The sequence below is a fragment of the Rhodanobacter sp. FW101-FHT13A11 genome, assembly GCF_058790335.1.
Genome location: NZ_JBYTCN010000002.1, coordinates 180852 through 200185 on the forward strand (window position 1 = coordinate 180852; position 19334 = coordinate 200185).

Consider the following 19334-nt stretch of genomic DNA (forward strand, 5'->3'; position numbering starts at 1 on the left):
TCGGCAGCTGGGTGAGCAAGGCTCGATCACGGCCAGCTTGGCCGACGAGTTTCGCGCGCACAAGGCGGAGCGTGAGCTGCACGATGGCGACATGCTCCGGCAGCTGGGTGAGCAAGGCTCGATCACGGCCAGCTTGGCCGACGAGTTTCGCGCGCACAAGGCGGAGCGTGAGCTGCACGATGGCGACATGCTCCGGCAGCTGGGTGAGCAAGGCTCGATCACGGCCAGCTTGGCCGACGAGTTTCGCGCGCACAAGGCGGAGCGTGAGCTACGCGATGACGACATGCTCCGGCGGTTGGGTGAGCAAGGCTCGGTCACGGCCAGCTTGGTCGACGAGTTTCGCGCACACAAGGCGGAGCGTGAACAACGCGATCACGACATACTCCATCGGTTGGGCGAGCAAGGCTCGGTCACGGCCGGTTTGGCCGACGAGCTTCGTGCGCACATAGCGGAGCGTGAACAGCAAGATCACGACATGCTCCAGAAGTTGAATGAGAATGGCTCGGCGACTGCTCGTGTGAGCGATAGTGTCTATGAAAATCACCGCAGCCTTCTTGACGTTCAACGCAGGCTGATGGCGTTTCTCGATACAACCGCCAGACCAGTGCCCGAGTCGGGTGAGCGCGCGATTCCTGATCACTTGTTTGCAGGGGACCAGGTTCTCAACGCGCAATACGTTTCCTTCGAAGACGAATTTCGGGGAGAGCGGGAAGACATCAAGACGCGCGCTGTGCGCTATCTTGAGACGCTGGCCTCGGCGGGTGTTGAACACGCTGATGGGATCGTGCTGGACCTTGGCTGCGGGCGCGGCGAATGGCTTGAACTCCTGACCGAGCAGGGTTATGCCTGCCGTGGCGTCGATCTCAACAATGTCATGCTTGAAGATTCGCTGGCGCGTGGCTTTGACGTTGTCGAAGCCGATGCTGTGGAGTATCTGCGTGGACTCGCGGACGATTCGCTGGCCGCCATCACTTCCATGCATCTGGTGGAGCATCTCCCGTATAACGTTCTCATCCGGTTGCTGGACGAGGCCATCCGGGTCCTGCGGCCAGGCGGTGTGCTGATACTTGAGACACCCAATCCGGAGAACATCACCGTCGGTTCTTGCTGGTTCTATCTTGATCCGACCCACCGGAATCCGATTCCACCGGCTCTGCTGCAATGGGTTGTCCAGCAGCGAGGGTTCGCACAGCCGGTCGTCGAGCGACTCTCGGAGCATCGTGGTGTGCCTGACATCCAGCGTGTTTCCGAGGATGTACCTGGTGCCGCACAAATCAACCAGATGATTGAATGGTTCACGGCGGCGCCTGACTACGCAGTCATTGCGAGGAAGCCATGATCAGTGCGAAAAGCAGGATTAGCTGGGGGGCAAATTAGATGCACAGGCTTTACGTCACGGGAATGGGAGGATTCGTGGGCCACCACCTGGCACAGATGGTGGCCGATGGAGCATTCGGCGAATGCGAACTGCACTCGATGCCCCATGGAATGGATATCCGTGATGCAGATGGCCTCAGGGCATCCATCGCGTCAGCGAAGCCGGACTGGGTGATCCATCTCGCGGCGCGTAGCTTCGTTCCGGATTCCTTCGTGAACCCGCGCGAGACGTTCGATGTCAATTTCCTGGGCACCCTCAACCTGCTTTGCGCGTTGCGCGATACGGCTTTCACGGGACGGCTGCTTTATGTCAGCTCGGGTGATGTATATGGAGTCGTGCCCGAAGATGCACTGCCGGTTTCGGAATTGCATACACCAGAGCCGCGAAATCCTTACGCAGTGAGCAAGTTGTCTGCCGAGATCCTCTGCAGGCAATGGCATCTCAGCGAGAAGATGGATGTGGTGGTCGCAAGACCTTTCAACCATATTGGACCAGCGCAGGACAGCAGATTTGTCGTGCCGGGCTTCGCCCGCCAAATCTGCCGCATTGCTGCCGGCGAGCAGGAGGCGCGCCTGGTCGTCGGTGATCTTGACGTGAGCCGCGACTTTTCGGATGTGCGGGATGTTGTGCGTGCCTATGCCTCGCTCCTGACCGAGGGGCGATCTGGTTTGACTTACAATGTCTGTTCTGGCCGCGAGGTTGTGGTACGAACCATCCTGCGCCAGTTATGTGAGTTGGCTGGTGTGGAGCCGGTCATCGAGGCAGACCGCAGCCGGTTTCGGCCAGCCGAACAGCGTCGCATGGTGGCCAGTTGTGAGCGGCTACAACGAGATACCGGTTGGAAACCACAAATTTCACTTGAAACCTCACTCGTGCAAATACTTGAATATTCCAGGATGAACGAAAAACCATGAGCAAAAGCGCACTAATCACAGGAATCACGGGGCAGGACGGGGCATACCTCGCGAAACTGCTGCTTGGGAAGGGTTATCAGGTATTTGGCTTGGTCGCACGCCGTGGATCGGATATGCGCTGGCGTCTGCGCGAGGTCGGTGTCGAGTCAGACGTAACGTATATCGAAGGCGACCTGCTGGATCTATCTTCATTGGCCCGCGCGTTGGAGGTATCGAAAGCGGATGAGGTTTATAACCTCGCCGCCCAGAGTTTCGTTGGAACCTCCTGGCAGCAGCCCGTACTGACCGCGCAGGTCAGTGGCGTCGGCGCCATCAATGTGCTGGAAGCGATCCGCATCGTCAGTCCCAAGTCCCACTTTTACCAAGCTTCCACCAGTGAGATGTTCGGCCTGATCCAAGCCGACAGGCAGGACGAAACCACCCCGTTTTATCCGCGCAGCCCGTATGGTGTAGCCAAGCTCATGGCGCATTGGGCCACGGTAAACTACCGCGAAAGTTACGGTCTGCATGCCTCCAGTGGCATATTGTTCAATCACGAGTCGCCATTGCGCGGTATCGAGTTTGTTACCCGCAAGGTGAGCCATGCTGCAGCTTCGATAAAGCGCGGCCGGCAGAAGGAATTGCGTTTGGGCAATATCGACGCCAAGCGTGATTGGGGTTTCGCCGGCGATTACGTCGAGGCCATGTGGTTGATGATGCAGCAAGCCGAAGCTGACGATTACGTTGTGGCCACGGGTGTCACCACGACCGTTCGCGAGATGTGCCAGATTGCCTTCCGCCATCTCGGCATGAACTACGAGGATCACGTAGTCATCGATCCGCAGTTTTTCCGCCCGGCCGAGGTTGACGTGTTGCTGGGCAATCCGGCAAAGGCCAAGGTAAAGCTTGGCTGGGTGCCCAAGACGTCGCTGGAGCAGCTGATCACTATGATGGTCGATGAAGATATGCGACGTATCGGGTCAGCGGCGTGAAAGTTGCCGTCGTTACAGTGCGCTCCGCAGCGGGGGAGGCTGGAGGTGCAGAACGCTTCTACGATGCCCTGGTTGGTGCATTTCGCCAAGCGGGGCACGATGCTCAGGAAGTGTCGGTGACGGCCGATGAGTCGACGTTTGATCACATCACGCAGAATTACCTGGCTTGTTACGACCTTGACTTGTCCGCGTTCGATTTGGTGATTTCCACCAAGGCACCGACCTGGTTGGTCAGGCATCCGCGGCATGTGTGCTATCTGGTGCACACCATCCGGGTGTTTTACGACATGTACGACACCGTATTCCCCGACGCAGGTGAAGAATTGCGGGCGCAGCAGCAGCTGATCCATCGAATGGACAACCTCGCACTGGCAGCTCCGCGATGCCGTGCAGTCTTCACGATAGGCAGTGAGGTTTCGCGTCGATTGCGTGAATGGAATGGTCTGGACGCGAGTGTTCTGCATCCGCCAATGTGGAGTAACACCTTCCATTCCGGGCCTTCGGGGGATTATCTGTTGTTGCCGGGGCGCCTGCACCCCTGGAAGCGAGTCGATCTGGTGATCAGTGCCATGCGCCATGTCACTGCGCCGTTGCGTCTGGTGATCACGGGTACCGGGGAGGCCGAAGCTGATTTGCGCGCCTTGGCTGCCGGGGATTCGCGCATTGAATTCCGTGGCCGTGTTTCGGATGCCGAGCTTGTGGAGCTCTACGCCGGGGCCTTCGCCGTTCCATTCACTCCCGAGCGCGAGGATTACGGCTACGTGACCCTGGAAGCCTTTGCCAGTGGCAAGCCGGTGATTACCTGCACGGATTCGGGTGAGGCTGCCGCGATCGTTCGGCATGGCAAGTCGGGCTTTGTCTGTGCGCCCGCCCCGACGAGCATCGGCAAGCACATCGATTTACTCTGGAATGATCGCGAGCGCACTGCCGCTTTTGGTCGCACGGGTCGTGAATGGGTGCATGAACAATCTTGGGCAACGGTCGTCGCCCGGTTGATAAATACTTGAAGAGATGACGAGATGAAGGAAGGGATACCAGTGCGCGTAACAGTCATAGATATGCAGCCGATAACGCCTGCAGTAGGGGGAGGGCGCCTGCGACTGCTCGGTCTCTATCATGCGTTGGGTTCGAATATCGAGTGTACCTACGTGGGCAGTTACGACTGGCCTGGCGAAGCGTATCGCGACCAGCAGATTACAACTGGGCTGCGTGAAATCTTGGTTCCGTTATCTGCCGCGCACCACAAGGCAGCGGCAGCGCTGTCACAACAGGTTGGTGGCCGCACGGTGATCGATACGGCATTCGCAGAGCAGGCAACCCTGTCTCCCGAATTCCTGAGGGTCGCACGCGAGCATATTGCCGAAGCCGATGTTGTAGTTTTCACCCATCCCTGGTGTTTCCCGCCACTCAGAGATTCGTTGCGCTCCGGTCAGCTGGTGGTTCACGACTCCCAGAATGTTGAGACGCTTCTCAGGACCGAGTTGCTGGGAGATCTATCCGAAGCAAAAGGGTTGCTGAAACAAGTCGCGCTTGCCGAGCAAGCGATCCTCTCACGCTCCGACCTCGTCCTTGCTTGCTCCGAGGAAGATGTCTCCCTGTTCCAGCGGATCTTCGATACTGATCCGGTCAAACTCCGCATTGTGCCCAACGGCACCTTTGTCGAACGGCTTCCTGAGCCAGCGGTTGTCCCGCGCACTGCATTGAGAGGGCGTCTGGGCCTTCCGCAGGACCGTCCGATCGCCATCTTCTTGGGTAGCCATTACGGGCCAAATACCGATGCGGCGAAGTTCATCGCGCGGCAGCTTGCTCCAGCATGCCCTGAGGCTCTGTTTGTGGTGGCAGGAGGAGTAGGAGAGATACTCCGCGATGAACCTGCAGCAGATAATCTCGTGATCACCGGTGGTGTCGACGATATTCGCCGAGATGAATTGCTTCTGGCCGCGGATCTGGCCCTCAATCCCATGAACGCAGGCTCTGGCACCAATATAAAGATGTTTGATTATATGGCCGCAGGTCTCCCCGTACTCACGACTGAAATCGGAGCGCGTGGAATTGGTACCCGTGTGTCGGCTCCTGCGGGAATCTTCGTTGAGTCGCTGGAAACCTTCCCAGCTCGTTGCCGCGAGCTGTTGGCAACGGTTACCGCCAATTTAGGGCTGCGCGAAGCGGTTCGGGAAACCGTACGTCGCTGTTTCAGCTGGAAACGGATATCTAAAGAGCTTGGTGTTTTGTTAACCAATGCGCTCGGTCGATATCGGGCAGCTGAAAAGCCTGCGCCGCGTGTAGCGTTGATGAGTACATGGAATGTGACGTGTGGCATTGGCGAGCATTCGGTTTCCCTGGTTGAAGCTTTTGCGGAAGTGGGCGCTGATGTAGTCGTATTAGGCAATAATCTGATAGAGCATCAACCGCTCGGGTTCGAACGCGATCTCCATCACGCGGTGTCGCGGATATGGCGTTGGGATAGCCTTCATTGGCGTGATAGTGGCGTCGATCAGGAAAAATTGGTGTCTGTGTTGAACCTGATGCACCCGGATCTGCTGATCATTCAGCATCACACCGGCTTCATTCCCTTTTTTGAGGTCGAAGCGACCATCAAAACTGTCCTCTCTCTGGGTATACGTGTGATTGTAGAAATGCATGATGCACGAAAAGTATCTGCAGAGCATCGAAACCGCCTCTGCGCTATCGGGGCGTTGTTGGTAGTTCATCACATTGACGAAAAGGACGGAATCAACAAGTCGAATGTCGATAATATCCGTGTGCTGCCGCACCCTCTGCGAAACACGACCATACGAAATGGCCGTGCATCATCTGTCAATGGAGGCGCTCCGGTCATCGGCGGTTTTGGATTCTTGCGCCCATACAAGGGCCTGCTGATTGCCATAAAAACTCTTGCGATACTCCGCCGCACTCATCCTGAGCTGCGTTATCGAGGCTGGCACGCGTTTTATAATGGAGACGAGTCCCGGTGCCATTTGCAGGAATGCATGGAAGAGGCGGAAAGATTGGGCGTCAGGGATGCGATTGAGATCGACACGCGATTCCTGTCGGTCGAGGAGGTGCTCGAACATTTGCAAACGGTTAACGTGGTATTGATGCCGTATGAACCATCCGAAGAGGGCGCCAGCGGGGCTATCAATCTGGCGTTGGCGGCCGGGTGCCCGATTGTCGCCTCGCCGTCGGCAATCTTTCGTTCGGCAGCTCATTTGGTATCTATCGCCTCCAAGCATAATCCAGAGGCATATGCGGAAGCTCTCGACAGGATACTTTGCGATCCATCCGTTGCTCGGGAGCTGGCCCGCCGCGCTGTCGCATGGGCAAAGGAAAATTCATACTCGGCTGCTGCACGAACAATGCTAGCGATCGCCAATCAGGAAACCTTGGGTCACATTACCGCAAGGGTAGGTTATACTTAATGATGAAAACGGATACGCGGCTGGTTCTATTCATCGAGAATAGCTGAATCGATAAGGCTTCATCATGGCCTCGGCGCGCCAAGCATATTCGGACTATCTTGCAAGGCCGAAAGAGTCCATATAAAGCGCCAATAGCAGCTCCAGCGTTTGGATACTGTCGATGGTTTGAACAGATCTGAGCGAGGTAATCGGCAAGGCTGGACTGCATACTCTTAACCAATTTCTTTTCACCGGCTAGGGAGACTTGTTATGCGCATTACCACGATTTTATCTCTGAGCATAGCTGTGTTCGCATCAATTACACTTTCAGCCTGTAGTTCATCGCAAGATCAGCATGTGGAACCCGCGGCCACCAATCCTGGGTCAGTCAGTCAAGGCGTGAATGCAGCCGCTTCCACCAATCAACTCAGGGCCCAAGTGGCCTTACATGGCGCTCCAGTCATCTCGGCAGATGGTAAGTTTATAGTCGTAACAGTCGATCTCAGTAACGAGGGCTCTGCATTACTGGAGACCAAGGGAATTAATCCAATCAATCTTGGCGCGCATTTGATAGATGCCAGTGGCAAGGTGATAAACAATGATCTTGCACGCGCAGCCTTGCCTAGCCCTATAGCATCAAAAAATAACTCTTTGGTTAGCATCAACTTGCCGGCGGATAAAACGTTAGGCTACAGCGCACAGATCCTGCCGGTGCAAGAAAATGTGGGTTGGTTTGATAAATGGGGAACTAAACCACTTGTGGTAGGGCCGTTCAACGCCTGTGGCACCAAGGCGCAAGGCGAGATATGCGACGCCAGTGGTAAGGCGCTGCTCAGTCAGTAATGATTGAATCGCGTACCTTCAGCTTGGTGGATCCAGAGAGGTCGCAGAACCGCTGGGCTCGGCTGTCGTAAAATTAAAGGGTCGTTCCATCTGCTTGAAGCGGCTTGCTTTCACTCACCAATTCTGCCATTTCGCGCCAAGCACTGACGTAGCACGCTGGGTACACATGTCCACTATATGTTTTGACGATCTTTCTGGAAGTGTCCATGCCTCCTGCTGAGAAGAAGTATTTCGAATATCTGTTGCAGTGGCTTTGCCTGGGAGCCGCCTTTCTCTTTGTGAGTCTCACTCTATTCGGGGAATATCGTTTTAGCTTCCACAGCGATGGTGCGATCAAAACGGTTCTCGCGCGACTTGCATTCGATGAGGGGCGGTTGATACCCCACAATTGGATCTACGCGAATGGTGATCTTCTTTTTGTTGGGCCTCAAGTGTTCTCGATCATCAGCTTCCCTTGGTTGGGTCTAAGCTATTTTTCGAATGCTTTATCAGATTGGATTGCATACCTGTATCTGCTGCTGATGGTATATGGCTCATGCCGAGTCATTGCGCCGGAACGCAGACGTGCTGCAATTGTCGCGACCGTACTTGCCGCCGGTTGCTTGTCGGCCCTGAATTTTGAGTTCGTCGTCGGTCAGGGCGCCTACTCCGTGTATACCGGGCTGGCACTGGGTCTATTTTGTCTGATTTCACGCCAAAACGCACCCTTGTCGCCGAAAGGCAAAGTTAGCCTAATGATATTGGCCGCCGCCGCAGCAGGCTTGGTTTGCGCAAGTAACTCGACACGGGGTGGGGTCACCGTTATCGCTCCACTAGTGGTCGGTTGGTTTGCATCCATGCTCATATCGCCAGCATCCACTCTTCGCGATCGCATAAGAAGTTTGGGCAACCCAGTCATTTTTAGTGTCATCTTGGGTGCTGTTGCTGGTGCGATGTTGTATTTGTATTGGCTGCTGCCCAGTACTTTCAATTACAACGCGGCTGCTCGCGTCGGTGTTGCCTCAAGAAGCGATATGTGGCTTCATCTCATCTCGTTGCCGAGCGCGTGGTTCAACTACTTTTTGGTTGGCGAGGCATGGTCGTCGCTGAGCCCGATGCTTCGGTTGTTACAGAGTCTCGCATGGATGATTGCTGGGGCATTGCTTCTTGCACCGTTGTGGGTGGTGTGTACCCCTCGGCGGCACGGTATTGCGTTAGTTACCTTGTCTTGGATTGTTTTGGCGAGCTTTGGTATTAGCTTTGGAGCGCTGGTTGTCGCGGAGTCCCTTTTTCACGGCATGGTGGATATCCGATACGCTACGTTCGCGATTTATGGGTCCGTGTGTATTATTGCGATTTTAGCCGACCGCCTGGGAGATCAGCATCCTACGGGTGCTACCGTATTGCTCCTCGCGATGTCGTTTGTCGCGGTCGCGACCATTGCTGCATGGCGGCCTGTATGGAGCCCTGATCGACAGAGTTTCGCCGAACGAATGGCCTTGATCAGCTCTCTAAGGGATCATGGCGTGGGGACCGTTCTCACCACCTATTGGCACTCGCATGTCCTGACTGTTCTATCGTCCGGAGAAGTGGATGCTTATCCGATCGGTGTAGATAACGCAATTCACCCGTTTGCACACCACTTGCCGAGAAAGATTTTTTATGGCAAGGCCGGCAATAGACAGGCAGTGGTCTTGTCGGATGAAGAGGTAAAGCTTGCGACATGGGCAGCTGTAGAAGGCCAACTCGGAGTGCCGGCGCATAAATTTAGATCTGGACCGTTCGAGGCGTGGGTTTACGACCGCGATATTACCAAGCTGGTGCTGGGAATCGGGGTAGAGGCAGATGTGGCAATTCCGCCCGAGCAATTGATGGTTCGGCTCTCACAGACTGATTTTCCGGCTTGCAAATCAACGGATCCTTGCAAGTCTTGGGTAGAAGCGACGAATACAGGTACGCGAGTTCTAGCTACTTCTGGCGGCATGCCATTACGTCTTGGACTCCAGGGTATCGACAGCGAGGGACGAGTGGTCGCTCAGGATTTAGGACGAGTCGACTTCCCATTGCCGATCGATCCTGCGAGTTCGGAACGTATCAATGTAAGCTTGCCACCTTTGTCTGATCCAGCAGTCGCCGGGTATCGCATTTGCCTTATGCAAGAATTGGTCGCCTGGCATTGCGACCGTACTAGTGGGGGTAATTCTTCTGCGAATTAGCTGATGTCAGAAGTGGTTTTTTCGTAGTTTGATCCGAAGCTAACGAGCGTGACGTAACGATCGACTTCTCGCGCCCTCGATAGGCTTACGGACAATCAGTTCATCGAATCCTTCAGCGGCTCGTTTCGTGAGGGGCGCCTCAATGCGCACTGGTTTCTGTCGCATCGACGCAATGCCCGCCGGAGAATCGAGAGCAGGAGAAGCGACTACAATCATCCGTCCCATTCGTCTCTCGTCGACACAGCGCCAGCATGGTTCACCGAGGCGTTTTGGGCACCCCAAAACACGCCGATTTCCCAGCCATAGCTCAGTTCAAGAGTTGGGAGACGGTCATTCATATTGCAGGAGGAATTCCCGTGCAGGACGATCATGGCATCAAGCGCATTTTCACGTTTTCCTGGGCCTACAATCTTTTTCAGGACCTTGTCGGCGCCACGAAGGCGCGGAGATGGGTTAGTGAGCGTTTCTGGCAGGCCCGGGCAGGCCAGAAGGTCGTGGATATCGGTTGTGGTCCCGGCAGCATCGTGCATATGCTCCCAGCGGGCGTGAAGTATGTCGGTTTTGATATCAGCGACGAGTACATTTCGAGTGCGCGTGCGAAATTCGAAGGCGATCCGGACAAGATGTTCTTGGTAGGGGTGGCCGAGGATTATGTCGACCACCTTCCTGCGCAGATGCAGGGGGCCGATCTGGTGATCATCAATGGGTTGTTGCACCATCTCGACGACGATGCAGCCCTGACCGCGCTGAAGCTTGCGCGCGCATCACTGGCGCCCGATGGCAGGCTGGTCTGCCTGGAGGCTTGCTTCCTGGTCAGTCAGGCCCCGATGGCTCGCTGGGTGCTCAAGCAGGATCGTGGGAAGAACGTGCGTACTGAGCCGGAATGGAAAGCACTGGTCGCCCAAGTGTTCGAGAAATCGGAAAGCTACATTCTGACGGGGCTTCTGCGCATTCCCTATACGTTGATCGTCATTGAGGCGAGGCGTTAGCCTGCCGTACTTCGCGCGCCGCACAGTACGCGACTCGCGGACATTGGCGAACACGCTGGCGTTCGTGGTCACCGTGGATGAATCGTTTGTGGCATGTGCGCGCGGCGTTTGTTAGCCGCGAGCCTGACCGGCAACGCCGTGGATCACATACTGTGCACCCAAGGGTATCCAGCCCATGGCCGGCTCCAACGGGCGCAGGAAGCCTAGTAGGTGCGGAAAGAACACGATGTACCGGCAGCAGGCATCGTCGAATGCCGCGTGTCGCACTAAGCCGAGCAATTCCGAGCGCGGCAGCAGGATCGCGTCTTCATCGAAGGAGCAATCCCGCACCGTCTTCAAGGTTAGCGGATTGAGCATGTTGTGCTCGAAGACGAAAACGTGGCCGCCCGGTTTCAGCACCCGTCTGATCTCGCTCATCCAGTGGGGGCGCTCAGCCAGGGGTATGTGATGAAAAACACAGGCAGCGATGATGATGTCGAAGCTCGCGTCTTCGTGGGGGAGGCGAGCGTTTTCAATGGTGCGGAAGCTGGCCTCGTGAGCATGGGATTCGGTGGCAAGCCGGACACTTTCACCAGATAGGTCGGCACCGTGCAGCGACGCCGCAGGAAACGCTTGGCGAAGATGCGTAATGGTGTTGCCGACACCGCAACCGAAATCGAGGATTGAAAGCGATTTCGTGCAAGCATCGTCCCCGAGCCAATTGGCCATGTATCTGGCCTTGTATGCCGCGAAAAATGCAGGATCCTCACCGCTGACCCGTATGCTGGCCCGATGAAGATCTGTGTATTCCTCGGCGTACTGATCGAACTCGGGCTTGACTGATTTATTCATGGTGATGCCCCCAAGGTATTGAGCATCGCTCAATTCGTGCGAATGATGGTTCGTGATGCCAGGAATGTCGCTGGTATCGTGACCACGGCGACAGCGAGTGGCGCGAATCGCTGCGGCATATGCATCACCTCGACCAGGATCTTGAGCAGAACCAGGCCGAGCAGGAACTGCAGCAGATACACCAATGGATACCGCAACGCGGAGCGCCAGCGCATGGATTGCCGAAACACGTAGAGCGTGTTGAATACATACGACACGATGATGCCGACCGTATATGCGATCGCGTAAGCCACCTCGTAGCGGAACCAGTGCAGCAGGATCAGGTAGCCGCCATAGCCAACGACGACATTCAATCCTCCCCCGATCAGGAAGCGCAGCATCTCGCCTGCCCATGCATGATTCATGGATGGTCGACGAAGATCGGTAAAGATCATTTTCAGGGAGAGGCGGGGCATTTCAACGGAGAACATTGGATGAAGTATCGGGGTTGATCGAGTTCGATGGATTCGCTTTCGGGCGCTTCGTCTCGCAGTCCACCAAATACACCGGCCGCCGGAACGTCGCGCCCATCAGCCGGCCCACGTATTCACCGACCACGCCGAGTATCAGCAGTTGGATGCCGCAGGCAAACAGCACCACGGACATGAGCGAAGCGTAACCCGGATTGGTGATGTTGCCGCTCAGCCTGCCATAGACCACGTAGAGCAGGTAGAGAAAACTCAGACTGGCCAGCGCGGCGCCGCCGAACGTGGCGATGCGTAGCGGCAGGTAGGAGAAGGTGACGAAGATGTTGGCCGCATGCGAGAGCAGCTTGCGTATGGTGTAGGTGCTTTCTCCATGCTGACGTTGCTCATGCGGCACGCCGACGCTACACGTCGACGAGGTCAGCCAGGACAGCATGCCGTCAATGTAGGGGCGGTTGAGGCCGAAGCGGTCGAGCTGCCTGGCCAGTGGCGCGTGGATGGCGCGGAACGAGGAATAGTCCTCATTGAGATCGGGGAATGCGCGCTTGAGCATGCGTCGCATCAGCTTCGAACTCAGGTTGCGATAGGCGGCGTGGGTACGCTTCTCGAAGACGCCGTAGACCAGCGGGTGGTCATCGTCGCCAGCAGCGAGCAGGGCGGGAACGGATTCGGGTGGATGCTCAAGGTCGTCGTCCATCGTGACGATCCACTTTCCACGCGCATATGAGATGCCGCAAATGGTAGCCGCGTGCTGGCCAAAGTTACGGCCCAAGCGCAGACCGCGTACTTGTGGATGCCGGGCGGCGACCGTGCTGATGACGCTCCAGGCTTCGGTCTGGCCGCGATCGTCGACCAGGATCACCTCGTAATCGAGTCCGGCCGTGCGCATGGCCGCATGGAGACGGCTGCACAATTCAGGCAAGGCGGCGCTGCCACCGTACACCGGCACTACAATGGAAACATCCAGGGCGAAAGCAGTCTCGATCTGGTTAGGCATATCGTCGTTCATTTCGAAGTCGTCCATGCACTGCTTGCCACGGTAAGTGGGGTCTCGTTGATGTCACGGCACCGGTCGGCGGCATAGTACTTGGCGATGACACGCTCGATGTAGCCGTCACCCAGGTCGATGCCCAGCCGGGCGCTTAGACTTTCGGCCACGGCGGTGTCGATGGCCATGGGCGTACCTTTTTCGACGTATGAGCAATTCGCGGTGTTACCCAGCACGCGTTCGAATATCCCGACTATCTCGGGCATCAGCAGCGATCGGGCTGCGGCGATGGAAACGACGGTTGCTTCGGTGGGCAGCTCCTCGGCCAGCCTGACACCGATTTTGACGATGTCGTCGATATCGATCAGGTTGCGCTCGGCATGTGCCCAGACCGTGAAATGCTCGCCGGATACGATATGGTCCCGCAGGAAATTGGTCAGGGTGTGATGGTTTTCCGTACTGCCCACCACCTGCGGCAGACGGAGCACCAGTCCGTGCGGCGCGGAAAGCACCAGCGACTCCATAGATCGCTTGTGCCGCATATAGGGGGTGAGTTCAGACTCGGCGGCGGCGACGCCGCAGCTGCTGAAATAGATGAATCGCTTGGCCTCGCTGACCAGCCGCTGGCGGAGCAGCGCCGCTTCGCGCGCGAATTCGCCGGGGCGCGTTTCTAGGGAGTTGGACACCCCGGACGCGAAGACGATCACGTCGGAGCTCTCCCTGAAATGCGGCTCGAAGGCGCATGCCAGAAGTCCCTTGCCGACGATCATAGATGGAATCTCCACGAGGCGCTGTCGTTCATGGCCATTGTCGCCGGACGATTCTGACGGGTGGAACGGTCATCCATGCGTAGCGTGGCGGTTCGGTTCGGTGGCATCGTGCGTTCCGATGGATCCTGGTGATTGGCTGTTGCGGGTCGCGTGTCGATCTCATGCCAGCAGGGACGAGATTTCTGCCGTCTTCTCGCGCATTAGCCCGGCATTGTCGCGTGATTCGACATTGAGGCGCAGCAGCGGTTCGGTATTGGAGCTGCGGAGGTTGAATCGCCACTCGGGAAACTCGGCACTTACGCCGTCGGTGAAATCTAGCGATGGGTTGAGGGCGGCATATCGTGACATGACACGCTCCGTGGCCTGTCGAGGGTCAGATACGCGGAAATTGATTTCCCCGCTGCAGGGAAATGCGTTCATCTGTTCCCCCACCATTTCCGCCAGCGACCAGCCGGTTTGCGACACCAGTTCGGCGGTCAACAGCCATGGAATCATGCCGGAGTCGCAATAGGCGAAGTCGCGGAAGTAATGATGCGCGCTCATCTCGCCACCGTAGATCGCATCCTCCGCGCGCATGCGTTCCTTGATGAAGGCGTGGCCCGTCTTGCTCTGCACCGGCACGCCGCCGGCCTGCTTCACCATTTCGATGGTGTTCCAGGTCAGCCGTGGATCGTGGATCACCTTGCCACCCGGGTGTTTGGCCAGGAGTGCCTTGGCCAGCAGCCCGACCAGATAGTAGCCTTCGATGAAGCGGCCGTCCGCGTCGAAGAAGAAGCAGCGATCGAAGTCACCGTCCCAGGCGATGCCGAAGTCGGCACCGTGTGCGCGCACGGCTTCCGCGGTCGCGCTGCGATTCTCCGGCAAGAGGGGATTAGGAATGCCGTTCGGGAAACGCCCATCGGGTTCATGCTGCACGCGGACGAAATCGAAGGGTAGATGTGGTGCAAGCTCGTCGATCACCATGCCGGCTCCGCCATTGCCGGCGTTGGTCACGATCTTGAGTGGTTTGAGCGCGGTACGATCGACGTAACTGAGCAGGTGTTGGATATAGGCGGTCTTTGCGTAGGCTTTAGTCACTCCTCCGGGTGATAGGGCTTGGAAATAGATGCCCTCAGTCACACTGTCACGGATGGTGAATAGCCCGGTATCGCCGCTGATGGGGCGCGATCCTTCACGTACCAGCTTGAGGCCGTTGTAATCCATGGGATTGTGACTGGCGGTAACCATGATGCCGCCTGCGGCTCCCAGATGGTGGGTCTGAAAGTAGACTTCCTCGGTGCCGCACAGTCCTATATCGATGACATCGCGCCCGGCAGCGTTGATGCCGGCGGTCAATGCGTCCTGCAACGCTGGACTGCTCAAGCGTACGTCACGCCCGAGCACCACCGGACCTGGTCCGAGCAGTTGAGCCGTAGCGTTGCCAATGCGACGGGCCAGGTCCTCGTTCAATTCATCAGGCACCCGACCGCGGATGTCATAGGCTTTGAAGCAATTCAGTTTCATGCCGCCTCCTTGGCGATGCGTCAGAGTGCCTGTTCCAGTTCCGGAATGATCTTGAACAGATCTCCCACCAGCCCGAAGTCCGCAATCTCGAAGATCGGCGCCTCGCCATCCTTGTTGATCGCCACGATGGTACCAGCGTCCTTGATGCCGGTGAGATGCTGGATGGCGCCGGAGATGCCGATGGCCATGTACAGCTCGGGGGCGATGATCTTGCCGGTCTGGCCGACCTGCAGGTCGCTGGGCACATAGCCGGCGTCGACCGCGGCGCGCGAGGCGCCGACGGCGGCGCCGATCCTGTCGGCGAATTTGAAGATGATGTCGAAGTTCTCCTTCGAGCCGACGCCTCGGCCGCCGGAAACGACCTTGCTGGCGCTCTGCAGGTCGGGGCGATCGCTGCTGCCCTGCTTCAGCTCGACGAAGCGGGTATGCGTGGGCAGCGCGGCGTCGACGGCCAGCGCCTCGACCGGTGCGCTGCTGGCGCCAGTGGCGGCGGCCGGCCACGAGGCCGAGCGGATCGTGGCGACCACGGTATGGGCGGAGTCGGCCTCGACGGTGATGATCGCGTTGCCGGCGTAGATCGGGCGCTTGAACGTGTGAGCAGCCTCGACGCTCATCACGTCGCTGACCTGGGCAACGCCGAGCAGGGCGGCGACGCGGGGGGCGACGTCCTTGCCGAACGTGGTGGAGGGCACGAATACATGGCTGTAGCCGGCAGCGGCCTTGGCGATCTGCGGCGCCAGGATGGCGGCCAGTGGATGAGCGTTCTCGGGGCGGGCGACGGTGAGCACGCGGCTCACGCCGTCGATCTTCGCCGCTTCGGAGGCAATCGCGTCGACGCTGTCGGCCAGCACCAGTACGTCGATCGCTTCGCCTTTCACCGCGATGGCGGCGCTCACGGCGCGCGCGGTGGAGGAGTTGAGTTTGCCGCCGAGGTGTTCGGCGATGACCAGGATCTTGCTCATGTGTGTCTCCGAAGCTTTTGTTGTAGGAGCCCGCTTGCGGGCGATGCTCCTGCTCTGGGTCTCGAAAGAAAGAGCATCGCCCGCAAGCGGGCTCCTACATACAGGAATGGGGTTACAGCAGGCCTTTCTGTTTCAGCGCGGCGACCAGCTCGGCGGCGTCCTTCACCATCACGCCCTTGCTGCGCTTGGCCGGCGCGGCATAGTGCGTGGTCTTCAGCTGGTCGTGCGCCTCGACACCGAGCGAACCGAACTCGATCGTGTCGATCGGCTTGGACTTCGCCTTCATGATGTCGGGCAGCTTGATGAAGCGCGGCTCGTTGAGGCGCAGGTCGGTGGTGATCACCGCGGGCAGTTCCGCCTCGATCACTTCCAGGCCGGCATCCACCTCGCGGGTCACCGTGGCCTTGCCGGCGCCGCCGTTATCCAGTGTGATGTCGACCTTGCTGGCGAACGTGGCCTGTGGGCGGTCCCACAGCGCGGCGAGCATCTGGCCGGTCTGGTTGGCGTCGTCGTCGATCGCCTGCTTGCCCAGGATCACCAGCCCGGGCTGCTCCTTCTCGACCAGCTTGAGGAACACGCGGGCAGCGGTCAGCGGCTGCACGGCATCGCTGGTGACCACGTGGATGGCGCGGTTCGCACCCATCGCCAGGCCATTGCGCAGGTGCGCGGTGAGATCGGCCGGCCCGATGCCGACCACCACCACTTCCTCGGCCACGCCTTTCTCGCGCAGGCGCAACGCCTCTTCCAGCGCGATGTCGTCGAACGGGTTGGCGGACAACTTGACGCCGTCGGTGACCACGCCGGTGCCGTCCGGTTTGACCTGGATGCGCACGTTGTAGTCCACGACGCGCTTGTAGCCGACCAGAATTTTCATCTGCGATTTCCTGTCTCGTTGGCTGCCCCATGGCCGGGGCGCGGAACCGCCATTCTACCCGGCATCGAATAATCGTACGAAATGAGCAGCTCTGCGGCGTCGTGACGCGGCAAAAACGATCAACCGCTGCGTCGCGCGTATGGGTATGGCGCCAGCGCTGTTTCGGCAAGGCCGAGCAGGCCAGCCACGCTGGCCGTGCTGAAGCCACCGGCGCTGGCGGTGAGGCTGAATACGCGTTCGATGGCGTGGGCCAGGGTACCGTCGAGCTGGCCCGCTTCGGCCTCGAACTCCGCCACTTCCAGGTGGGCGTCCAGCAGTACGCGCAGAGCGGCCGGGCGCAGCCAGAACATGCTGCCGGCGATGAAGCTGTCGCGCTCCACGTCGGGCGCCGGGATACCGAGGCGGCGGGTGAGGTAGTCGACGTTGGCCTGGTTGGCGCCCCAGTAGTAATCCAGTGGTTGCAGGTGGCCTTCGGCGTGCACCAGGCCCAGTGTGGTGTCGTCGCGGAAGGCGGCCGCGATGCGCGAGGCGCGCTCGGGCGCGAGCAGCTTGTCGAGCAGTTCGCGGCGCCAGGTCTCGCCGTCCTGGCGATGGGTGGAACGCTTGCCATGAAGTTTCAGCACGGTTGCCACGCCTTCGTCGAGCAGGCGGCTGGCCACGTGCAGGAATGGCAGGATGTCGCGGCCGCGGTTCTCGAACACTTCGATCTCGGCGTCGAGGCCTAGCTGCGCCGCCCGTTCGCGCACGGCCTGTTCACGCTCGTGGGCAGTGGTGATAACGACGCGCCAGTCGATGCCGCTGGCGCGCAGCGCCGCCACCAGTTCGTCCAGCAGTTCGGGATACCAGACGTGGATCACCGCGCAGGGGCGCGTATCGGCGGCCGGTTCCGGCCGCAGCGCGGCGCGAGTGGCCTCCAGCCAGGCGTGGCCGAGCCTGGTATCTGGTTCCAGCACGGCGCCTTCGGCCCATTCGTTCCAGGCGTTGACGAACACCAGCGGCTGTGCCGGAAAGCGCCGCTGCGCGGCACCGATGGCGTGCCGCAGCCAGTCGCGGTAGCCGCGCGGCGAGGCATGCGCGAACACGCGGCCGCCGCCGCTGCGCCGTGGCTCGTTGTCCCAGCCCGGGTTGACGCCTGGGTAGCGCGGATAGGCGGGCTCGGGCTGCGCCATCGACTGCCGCGCCAGCTCGCGCCAGTCGTGCACGTCGCCGCGGTAGTCCGGGTTGAGCAGGTGCTGCCGCGCGGTGATCGGCGCGGGCGTGGTGTTGTTCGGCGGGAATTCCACCGCGGCGTCGAAGTCGATCGCGCGCGGGTCGACCCGGTCGAAACTCTGCACGTAGGCAAGATGGATCTCGCCGATGCCGTTGGCGCGGCACCATTCGCGCCAGCGCGCGGCGGTCACCTTCGGATCTGGCAACAGCCCCGGGCGGTAGACCAGCAACAGCGGCTTGCCGTCCACGCGCAGATAGCGTGGGTCGGCGAGGTAGCGTGAGACGTGTTCGATGAAGGCGAGGTCGTCGGTGGGGCTGTGCCGCTGGCCGATCAGGATGTCGTCGGCGCGGCCGTCCCAGCGCCGCGACCAGTTTTCGTTGGCCCAGCACAGGCACAGCGGCAGGTCGAGCGTGGGGTCAGCCAGCCATTGCTGCAGTGGCGTTTCCAGCAAGGTCTTGCCGGCGAACCAGTAGAAGTAGCTGCAGAACGCGCCGATGCCATACTCGCGCGCGAGCTGCATCTGCCGGCGCATCGTGTCGGCCAGGCGCAGGTCGTAGAAGCCCAGCTCGCTAGGCAGGCGTGGCTGCTGGTGGCCCTCGAACTGCGGCAACGCGCGCGTCACGTTGTGCCATTCGGTGAAGCCCTCGCCCCACCACGCGTCGTTCTCCGGAATCGGGTGGAACTGCGGCAGGTAAAACGCCACCACGGTGGCAGGCAGCGGCGTCGGCAGCGCGCCGCTGCGCCGGGATACGAAACCGATCGCGCGCCCGGCGGCATGGGTACGCGGGCGGCGCTCGACCTGTAACGAGGCGGTGAGCTGCCCGCGTGGCCCCCGTGGCAGCAGATCCGCGTGTCGATCCAGAAAGCGCTGGCGCAGCCGGTCGCGCGTGGCAACCGGCATCGGAGTCAGCCGGAAGCCGGTGCGCAGCACGGTGAACAGACAGCGTTTGGCGAAGTCGCGGAGGGGCATGGCGGTCTATCAGTGGTGATGCCGGAGCATCGCGGTTGGCACGACTGTGGTCAATCGCGTGCGCTGGTGAGCCT

At 59.2% G+C, this 19334-nt stretch carries 16 protein-coding genes and 1 pseudogene; 9 read left to right on the forward strand and 8 right to left on the reverse strand.

All coding sequences use genetic code 11. The annotated features are described in order from the left end of the window. The 9 genes and pseudogenes from AC3WRN_RS03385 to AC3WRN_RS03425 form a co-directional block, all read left to right on the forward strand. Nucleotides 1–1339 (forward strand): class I SAM-dependent methyltransferase (locus AC3WRN_RS03385; protein ID WP_492621887.1); only part of this gene is annotated, 1339 nt, incomplete at its 5' end. Between the two features lie 38 nt (nt 1340–1377). After that, nucleotides 1378–2292 carry a GDP-mannose 4,6-dehydratase gene (locus AC3WRN_RS03390; protein WP_492621888.1) on the forward strand — a complete coding sequence of 305 codons (915 nt, stop codon included), beginning with the start codon at nt 1378–1380 and terminating at the stop codon, nt 2290–2292. Further along, nucleotides 2289–3263: a GDP-mannose 4,6-dehydratase gene (locus AC3WRN_RS03395; RefSeq protein WP_492621889.1), complete on the forward strand. Its 975-nt coding sequence runs from the start codon at nt 2289–2291 to the stop codon at nt 3261–3263. The genes AC3WRN_RS03390 and AC3WRN_RS03395 overlap by 4 nt, the downstream gene beginning before the upstream one ends. Further along, nucleotides 3260–4270, forward strand: a complete 1011-nt coding sequence (locus tag AC3WRN_RS03400; RefSeq protein ID WP_492621890.1) for a glycosyltransferase family 4 protein — start codon at nt 3260–3262, stop codon at nt 4268–4270. Before AC3WRN_RS03395 ends, AC3WRN_RS03400 begins: the two co-directional genes overlap by 4 nt. 141 nt (nt 4271–4411) lie before the next feature. Beyond that, complete coding sequence (locus AC3WRN_RS03405; protein WP_492621891.1) at nt 4412–6682, forward strand: glycosyltransferase; 2271 nt, start codon at nt 4412–4414, stop codon at nt 6680–6682. A gap of 249 nt (nt 6683–6931) precedes the next feature. Further along, nucleotides 6932–7504, forward strand: coding sequence for a hypothetical protein (locus AC3WRN_RS03410; RefSeq protein ID WP_492621892.1), 573 nt, complete (start codon nt 6932–6934; stop codon nt 7502–7504). A gap of 206 nt (nt 7505–7710) precedes the next feature. Further along, entirely contained in the window at nt 7711–9699 is a 1989-nt protein-coding gene (locus AC3WRN_RS03415; RefSeq protein ID WP_492621893.1) for a hypothetical protein, read from the forward strand. Between the two features lie 99 nt (nt 9700–9798). Next, nucleotides 9799–10005, forward strand: a pseudogene (locus AC3WRN_RS03420) (integrase core domain-containing protein); the annotation flags it as partial. Nucleotides 10006–10055: 50 nt separating this feature from the next. After that, on the forward strand, nt 10056–10688 hold the full coding sequence (locus AC3WRN_RS03425; protein WP_492621894.1) for a class I SAM-dependent methyltransferase: 633 nt from the start codon (nt 10056–10058) through the stop codon (nt 10686–10688). A 111-nt stretch (nt 10689–10799) separates the two neighbouring features. Here the strand turns inward: AC3WRN_RS03425 and AC3WRN_RS03430 are convergent, their stop codons facing one another. From AC3WRN_RS03430 to AC3WRN_RS03465, 8 genes are all read right to left on the reverse strand, one after another. Next, complete coding sequence (locus AC3WRN_RS03430; protein ID WP_492621895.1) at nt 10800–11519, reverse strand: class I SAM-dependent methyltransferase; 720 nt, start codon at nt 11517–11519, stop codon at nt 10800–10802. Between the two features lie 29 nt (nt 11520–11548). Beyond that, nucleotides 11549–11989 (reverse strand): GtrA family protein, encoded by a 441-nt coding sequence (locus tag AC3WRN_RS03435; RefSeq protein WP_492621896.1) that lies wholly within the window; start codon nt 11987–11989, stop codon nt 11549–11551. Then, nucleotides 11976–13007 carry a glycosyltransferase family 2 protein gene (locus AC3WRN_RS03440; RefSeq protein ID WP_492621897.1) on the reverse strand — a complete coding sequence of 344 codons (1032 nt, stop codon included), beginning with the start codon at nt 13005–13007 and terminating at the stop codon, nt 11976–11978. The genes AC3WRN_RS03435 and AC3WRN_RS03440 overlap by 14 nt, the downstream gene beginning before the upstream one ends. Further along, nucleotides 12989–13741, reverse strand: coding sequence for an NAD-dependent epimerase/dehydratase family protein (locus tag AC3WRN_RS03445; RefSeq protein ID WP_492621898.1), 753 nt, complete (start codon nt 13739–13741; stop codon nt 12989–12991). Before AC3WRN_RS03445 ends, AC3WRN_RS03440 begins: the two co-directional genes overlap by 19 nt. 159 nt (nt 13742–13900) lie before the next feature. Then, nucleotides 13901–15244 carry a phosphohexomutase domain-containing protein gene (locus AC3WRN_RS03450; protein ID WP_492621899.1) on the reverse strand — a complete coding sequence of 448 codons (1344 nt, stop codon included), beginning with the start codon at nt 15242–15244 and terminating at the stop codon, nt 13901–13903. Between the two features lie 20 nt (nt 15245–15264). Then, on the reverse strand, nt 15265–16206 hold the full coding sequence (locus AC3WRN_RS03455; protein WP_492621900.1) for an electron transfer flavoprotein subunit alpha/FixB family protein: 942 nt from the start codon (nt 16204–16206) through the stop codon (nt 15265–15267). A 112-nt stretch (nt 16207–16318) separates the two neighbouring features. Beyond that, on the reverse strand, nt 16319–17080 hold the full coding sequence (locus AC3WRN_RS03460; protein ID WP_492621901.1) for an electron transfer flavoprotein subunit beta/FixA family protein: 762 nt from the start codon (nt 17078–17080) through the stop codon (nt 16319–16321). A 119-nt stretch (nt 17081–17199) separates the two neighbouring features. Then, a complete protein-coding gene (locus AC3WRN_RS03465; RefSeq protein ID WP_492621902.1) occupies nt 17200–19260 on the reverse strand; it encodes a glycoside hydrolase family 99-like domain-containing protein in 2061 nt (686 codons plus the stop codon). Between the last annotated feature and the right edge of the window lie 74 nt (nt 19261–19334).